The organism is Sinisalibacter aestuarii (assembly GCF_027923545.1).
GTDB lineage: Bacteria > Pseudomonadota > Alphaproteobacteria > Rhodobacterales > Rhodobacteraceae > Sinisalibacter > Sinisalibacter aestuarii.
This window is the reverse complement of the sequence record NZ_BROH01000004.1, coordinates 244,571-250,582: the sequence shown is the minus strand read 5'-3', so window position 1 is coordinate 250,582 and position 6,012 is coordinate 244,571. Positions and strand designations below refer to the sequence as shown.

Genomic DNA, 6,012 nt, shown 5'->3' with positions numbered 1-6,012 from the left:
CTGAATGATCGACCATTCGTGCTCGGTGAGATCGTAACGTCGGCGCATGGCTGTCCTCCCCGTCGGCAGGACCAGTGAATCACCGCCTGAACGCGAAGGGAAGCAGGTTTATGGGTCCACGGCCTAGCCGCGCAGCACGGAATCAAGATCAACCTGAATGATGTCACCCCGCACACCCTGAAACACACCGCCATCACCTGGGCGATGCAAAAGGGTGCAACGACCTGGGACGCCGCAAGCTATTTTTTCGACCTCAATCGAGACGATTGAACGCGTCTACGGACACCATTCTCCCGAACATCAGAAGACTGCCGTGGAAGCGATGAATCGCAGGTTTTGAACGGAATCGGGACCCAAACAGGACCCGGGCCTCACCTAATCAAAGGCAAGATGCGAGCAACTTATTGAAAATATTGGCGCACCCGAGAGGATTCGAACCTCTGGCCTCTGCCTTCGGAGGGCAGCGCTCTATCCAGCTGAGCTACGGGTGCCTTGGAGCGGGGATATAGGCGATGCGCCCCGTCCCCGCAACATGAAAAGGGCCACCCGAAGGCGGCCCTTTTGCGAAATCTGCAAACGCGATCAGCGCTTGGAGAACTGGAAGCTGCGGCGGGCCTTGGCCTTACCGTATTTCTTCCGTTCCACCACCCGGCTGTCGCGGGTGAGGAAGCCGGCGGCCTTGAGGGCCGGGCGCAGCGACGGTTCGTACAATTGCAGCGCTTTCGAAATGCCGTGCTTGACCGCACCGGCCTGGCCCGAGAGGCCGCCGCCCTTGACGGTCGCCATCACGTCGAACTCGCCTTCGACGCCGGCCACCTGGAACGGCTGGCGCAGGATCATCTGCAGCACCGGACGGGCGAAGTACTTGTCCATTTCCCTGCCGTTCACGGTGACCTTGCCGGAGCCCGGCTTGATCCAGACGCGGGCGACCGCGTCTTTCCGCTTGCCGGTGGCATAGGCGCGGCCCAGCTCGTCGCGGACCGGCTCACGCGGGGCGAGGGTTTCTTCCACGACCGCGGCGGGGGTGCCTTCGACCACGGCGTTCAGCTCGTCGAGCGATTTGATCTCTTCAGCCATGATCAGCCCTCACGCGTGTTTTTCTTGTTCATCGACTTCACGTCGAGCACTTCCGGGTTCTGCGCCTCATGCGGATGGGCGGCACCGGCGTAGATACGCAGGTTCGACATCTGCTTGCGGCTCAGGCGGTTGCCCGGCAGCATGCGCTTGACCGCGAGGGTGAGCAGACGCTCGGGGTATTCGCCCTCGAGGATCTGGCCGGCGGTGCGGTTCTTGATCCCGCCCGGAAAGCCGGTGTGCCAGTAATGCACCTTGTCGGCGCGTTTCTTGCCGGTGAGCTGCACCTTGTCGGCATTGATGACGATGACATTGTCACCGCAATCCATATGCGGGGTATAGCTCGGCTTGTGCTTGCCACGCAGGCGCATGGCGACGATCGAGGCGAGACGGCCGAGAACAACGCCCTCGGCGTCGATCACGATCCATTTCTTTTCGATGTCTGCGGGAGTCGCAGAAAAAGTCTTCATCTGTTTCGGCCCTTGATGGGTTTCGGATGCGCCGGTTCTAGTGATTTCCAGAGCGCCGTCAAGGGCCGTGTTTTCGGTAAAGTCGTGCAAAAACAATGCATTAATAAATCGGTATTATTTTACCCCACTAAACGCCGCCCTGATCGGGCGGGTTGTCGAGGTGCCAGGCGATGCGCTCCAGCACGGCGCGGAAGCGCTCCAGCGGCATCTGGCCGTTGACCGAGACCCGCACCGCATGCACCGCCGGCCCGTCGCGGGGGCCGAACTCTTCACCGGGGCGCACCCGGATCCCCTCGCCTTCCAGCGCCTGAACGAAGCGGCTTTCACGCCAGCGTTCCGGCAGCCGCACCCAGAAGAACGGCATATCCTTGCCCCAGCCAAGGTCGAACCGGCCCAGCACATTCACCGCCACCTCGATATAGGCCCGCATCCGCGCGCTCATCGCATCGGTCAGCCCGGGCGTGTCGGGATGCGAGAGCACATAGCTCGCCACCTCCACCATCGGCACCGACAACCCGTAGTAATTGGCGTCCACCACCCGCCGCAGCCGCCCCGCCATGGTGCGCGGGGCCACCGCATACCCGACCCGCAGGCCGGGCGAAATCGCCTTGGACATGGACGAGATATACCAGCCCAGCTCCGGGGCCAGCCGCCGATAGCTCGGCCCCTGCGGCGGGCCGAGACGGTAGCAATCGTCCTGCACCAGATGCAGGCCCAGCTTGCGCGCGACCGCCGCCACCGCCTCGCGCCGGGCCGTGCTCGTCAGCGTGCAGGTCGGGTTATGCGCCTCGGGCATGGTGAAAAACACCTGCGCTCCCTCGGCGCGGGCGATCTCCTCCAGCGCCTCGGGCAGCACGCCCTCATCGTCCATCGGCACCGAAATCACGCGCGCGCTCAGAAGCTCGGCCGCCCGGCTCAGGCCGGGATAGGTAAGCTCCTCCACCAGCACCACCGGCGGGCTGTCATAGAGCAGCGCCTGCAGCGTGACCATGATCGCGCTCTGGCCGCCATTGGTCATCACGATCTGGCCGGGTTCGAGATCGGCCTGCATGTCTTCGGGCAGCCAGCCGCGCACGGCGGCGCGCAGATCGTCCTGCACCCGCGCGCCGGGATAGTTGAGCAGCACGGTCGTATCGGCCTCGGCGGCGCGGTGCAGCCCCTCGCGCACCAGCGCGATCTGGCCCACATCCGGCAGCCGGGGCGTGAACAGCACATCGCCCTCGCGCGGCATCTCGATATAGAGCGCCTCCACCTGCGCCGGGCGCGGCGCGGGGCGGCGCTCGGCCCAATTCGCCGCCGGCAGATCGGCGCGGCGCGGCGTCGCCACCGGGGCCGCCCGACGCTGAGCGGGATCGGCCACGAAAGTGCCGCGCCCGACCTCGCCGATCACGCGCCCCTCGTCCGACAGGATCGCGAAGGCCCGCGCCACCGTGCCCGGCGTCACCCCGATCCGCCAGGCCAGATCGCGCACCGGCGGCAGCTTTTCGCCCGGCGCGAGCGCGCCCGCCTCGATCGCCCGGGCCACCCCGTCGACAAGCCGGCGGTATTTCGGCCCTGCCCCGGTTTCCATCGCTCTGCGCAGAATTGTATCCATAACAATGTTTCCATTGTGCCGGTGAAAGTCGGATTGTATCACTTCAATACAGCACAATCGCCAGATTGTATCAATACAATTCTATGGAGGCCATCATGGACCACGGATATACGATCCGGCACGGCCGGCTCAGTTACCTCGACAGTCAGGCGCCGCTCCCGGCGGCGGCGGAGCTTGCTCTGCGCGTGGCCGTCGCGGTGACCAGGTGGTCCCAGCGCCAACGCACCCGAACTCAGCTCAAACGGCTGGAGCCGCACCGGCTCGCCGATATCGGCATGACCCCCGAAGAAGCCTGGCGTGAAGCCGCCCGGCCGTTCTGGCGGGATTGATCCCCGTTGCGTGGCACGGTCAAGGCCACGCAACCTCTTCCTGGGCCGGGGCTTGTCCCCGGCCTTTTTTTTGCCCGCGCCCTGCCCCGGCTTATTCCGGGTGGCAGATTTCATGGCGGGCAATGGCTTTCACCGTGCGGAAGATCAGCCCCAGCACCACGGCGAATAGGATGAGCAGCACGACGAGCCCCACATTCTGGTGGAAGGCGCTGTGCTCGATCCGGCCGAACAGGAACGAGGCGATGGCGAGCGCGGCGAGCGGGAAGGACAGCGCCCACCAGCTCAGCGCGAAGGGCAGCCGGGCGAGCTTGGGCAGTTCGGCGATCACCAGCGCGGCGAAAAACCAGCCGGCATAGATCAGCACCCGCGCGAAGCCGTCGACCACTCCGCCGGTCATCTTCACATAGGCCACGAAGGCCACCGAGGGCGGCGCGATCAGGATCACCATGGTCGGAAACAGCCGCCCGGGGATCGGATCGTGGAAGATCAGCCGGTTCATCACCAGCGTCAGCAGCACGCCCCAGAACATCATGCCGACGGCAAAAAACGCCCAGGAGGTTTCGATATAGCCCATCTCGGCCCCGGCCACGGGCACGATCACGTTGCCCACCGCGGGGATGAACCAGGCCGGCGTCAGATGCCCCACCTCGAAGCTGCGATGGCTGATCCAGCCATTGATCACGGCCACGGTCAGCACGCCCTGCCCGGCCACGCCGATCAGCCAGACGATCCGCGCAAGACCGGGGGAATGAGCCGACAGCGCGGCGGCCATAAGCAGCAGCGAAATGGTGATCGTCGGGAAGAAGGCGAGCCGCACCGGGTGATGCCATTCCCAGGCCACCATCGCCGGATAGCGCAGCGCCTTGGCGATGTAGAACGCGGCGATCAGCCCGGCGGCGGCGAGGCCGACCCAGAGCGTCGCCTGCGCCGCGGTCTCGGCCAGCGGATAGACCGGCGAGGCGGCGTGAAAGGCCAGAGTCAGCCCCATCAGGCCCATCACGACGGCGAAAAAGGTGATCGGAAAGTGTTTGAGCCGCGGCTCGGGCTGCGCATCGGTCATCGTCGGCCTCGTTATTCCTGATGGGTTCGCTCAGGTATCGCGAAGCGGCCCGCCCGGTCAACGTGGCGAAAGTGCCGCACTACCTGTCCGGCGGAATCGAATAGGTGAGCGAGGCGCGCGCCACCGGCGCCTCTTCGCCCTCCGAATAGATCAGCACATCGCCCACCGCGAGCACCCGGCCCAGCTTCAAAATCCGCGCCTCGGCCCGCAGATTGGCATCGGCCACCGGCTTGCGCATGAAGTCGATCGAGCAATTCGTGGTCACCGCCAGCGCCTTCGGCCCGATCATCGCGAGGATGGCGAGATAGAAGCCCACGTCCGCCAGCAAGAACATCGTCGGCCCGGACACGGTGCCGCCGGGGCGCAGATGCTTGTCATCCACCAGCCCGCGCAGCACCAGATGCATCGGGCTCACGTCGAGAATTTCGAGGTCCTCCGCCACCTGGCCGAAATGATCGCGCAGGAAGATGCGCAAGTCGTCGAGCGTCATTTTCAGCGACATGTCTTTTCCCTCTCCCGCCGGCCCCCTATCGTGACCGGGACGATCAGGGAGGACAAGATGGAAGAGCCGATTCTGCTGCGCGAAGATCACGGGGCCATCGCCCGGCTCACGCTGAACAATCCGCGCGCGCTGAATGCGCTGTCGGAGGAGATGCTCGACGCGCTCGCCGCCGCCTTCACCGCGCTGGCCGCCGACGAGACGATCCGCGTGGTGGTGCTGGCAGCGAACGGCAAGGCGTTTTCGGCGGGCCACGACCTCAAGCAGATGCAGGGTGCGCGCGGCGCCAATGACGGCGGGCAGAGCTATTACGAGCGGCTCTTCGCGCGCTGCGGCGAGGTGATGCAGATGATCCCCGCCCTGCCCCAGCCGGTGATCGCCGAAGTCCATGCCATCGCCACCGCCGCCGGCTGCCAGCTTGTCGCCAGCTGCGACATGGCGGTGGCCGCCGATGGCGCGATCTTCGGTGTGAACGGGGTCAATCTCGGCCTGTTCTGCTCCACTCCCGCGGTGGCGCTCGCCCGCGCGGTGCCGCGCAAGGTGGCCTTCGAGATGGCGGCGACCGGCGAATTCATCTCAGCCGCACGGGCGCGCGAGGTGGGGCTGGTCAACCGGGTGGTGCCGCTCGAAGAGCTCAGGGCCGCGACCACGGCGCTGGCCGAAGTGGTGGCACAGAAGCTGCCGGTGGCGATCCGCCTCGGCAAGCAGGGCTTTTACGACCAGATCCAGCAGCCCCTCGCCGCCGCCTATGACAGCGCCGGCGCAGTGATGGCCGCCAATATGATGGACCCGGGCACCGATGAGGGCGTGCAAGCCTTCATCGAAAAGCGCAAACCGAACTGGTCGGAGGGCTGAGGCGGGACGGTGCCCCGCGCGCATCTGCCGCGTATGGCGACCCTGGCCCGGCCCGCCTAGGGACATCCGGACATCCAGAAATCCGGATTTCCGGAGTCTGAGGCGCGCGAACTTCGGCAGACAGCAACCTG

Annotated in this window: 7 protein-coding genes and 1 tRNA gene; 2 read left to right on the top strand and 6 right to left on the bottom strand. The window is 65.7% G+C overall.

Annotated features, from left to right (window positions below; all coding sequences use genetic code 11):
* Positions 1-414: 414 nt before the first annotated feature.
* The 4 genes from QMG28_RS09640 to QMG28_RS09625 all read right to left on the bottom strand — a co-directional run bounded on the left by QMG28_RS09640 (position 415) and on the right by QMG28_RS09625 (position 3,138).
* A tRNA-Arg gene (locus tag QMG28_RS09640) sits at positions 415-491 on the bottom strand.
* A gap of 91 nt (positions 492-582) precedes the next feature.
* Positions 583-1,077: a 30S ribosomal protein S9 gene (rpsI, locus tag QMG28_RS09635; protein ID WP_281842035.1), complete on the bottom strand. Its 495-nt coding sequence runs from the start codon at positions 1,075-1,077 to the stop codon at positions 583-585.
* A 2-nt stretch (positions 1,078-1,079) separates the two neighbouring features.
* A complete protein-coding gene (rplM, locus tag QMG28_RS09630; protein ID WP_281842034.1) occupies positions 1,080-1,544 on the bottom strand; it encodes a 50S ribosomal protein L13 in 465 nt (154 codons plus the stop codon).
* Between the two features lie 127 nt (positions 1,545-1,671).
* A complete protein-coding gene (locus QMG28_RS09625; protein ID WP_281842032.1) occupies positions 1,672-3,138 on the bottom strand; it encodes an aminotransferase-like domain-containing protein in 1,467 nt (488 codons plus the stop codon).
* 95 nt (positions 3,139-3,233) lie between these two features.
* Between QMG28_RS09625 and QMG28_RS09620 the strand changes: the two genes are divergently transcribed.
* Positions 3,234-3,467: a DUF1127 domain-containing protein gene (locus QMG28_RS09620; RefSeq protein WP_281842030.1), complete on the top strand. Its 234-nt coding sequence runs from the start codon at positions 3,234-3,236 to the stop codon at positions 3,465-3,467.
* Positions 3,468-3,558: 91 nt separating this feature from the next.
* Here QMG28_RS09620 and QMG28_RS09615 read toward each other — a convergent pair whose 3' ends face one another.
* The gene (locus QMG28_RS09615; protein ID WP_281842029.1) at positions 3,559-4,527 is read right to left on the bottom strand and encodes an SLAC1 anion channel family protein; all 969 of its coding nucleotides are present in this window, start codon (positions 4,525-4,527) and stop codon (positions 3,559-3,561) included.
* Positions 4,528-4,606: 79 nt separating this feature from the next.
* The gene (locus QMG28_RS09610) at positions 4,607-5,029 is read right to left on the bottom strand and encodes a PaaI family thioesterase (protein WP_281842028.1); all 423 of its coding nucleotides are present in this window, start codon (positions 5,027-5,029) and stop codon (positions 4,607-4,609) included.
* Positions 5,030-5,086: 57 nt separating this feature from the next.
* Between QMG28_RS09610 and QMG28_RS09605 the strand changes: the two genes are divergently transcribed.
* Entirely contained in the window at positions 5,087-5,881 is a 795-nt protein-coding gene (locus QMG28_RS09605; RefSeq protein ID WP_281842027.1) for an enoyl-CoA hydratase, read from the top strand.
* Positions 5,882-6,012 lie beyond the last annotated feature (131 nt).

What these genes read in the sequence shown, in the direction of transcription:
- rpsI (WP_281842035.1), bottom strand. Translation starts at nt 1,077, where the DNA reads ATGGCTGAAGAGATCAAATCGCTCGACGAGCTGAACGCCGTGGTCGAA.
- rplM (WP_281842034.1), bottom strand. Translation starts at nt 1,544, where the DNA reads ATGAAGACTTTTTCTGCGACTCCCGCAGACATCGAAAAGAAATGGATC.
- QMG28_RS09625 (WP_281842032.1), bottom strand. Translation starts at nt 3,138, where the DNA reads ATGGATACAATTCTGCGCAGAGCGATGGAAACCGGGGCAGGGCCGAAA.
- QMG28_RS09620 (WP_281842030.1), top strand. Translation starts at nt 3,234, where the DNA reads ATGGACCACGGATATACGATCCGGCACGGCCGGCTCAGTTACCTCGAC.
- QMG28_RS09615 (WP_281842029.1), bottom strand. Translation starts at nt 4,527, where the DNA reads ATGACCGATGCGCAGCCCGAGCCGCGGCTCAAACACTTTCCGATCACC.
- QMG28_RS09610 (WP_281842028.1), bottom strand. Translation starts at nt 5,029, where the DNA reads ATGTCGCTGAAAATGACGCTCGACGACTTGCGCATCTTCCTGCGCGAT.
- QMG28_RS09605 (WP_281842027.1), top strand. Translation starts at nt 5,087, where the DNA reads ATGGAAGAGCCGATTCTGCTGCGCGAAGATCACGGGGCCATCGCCCGG.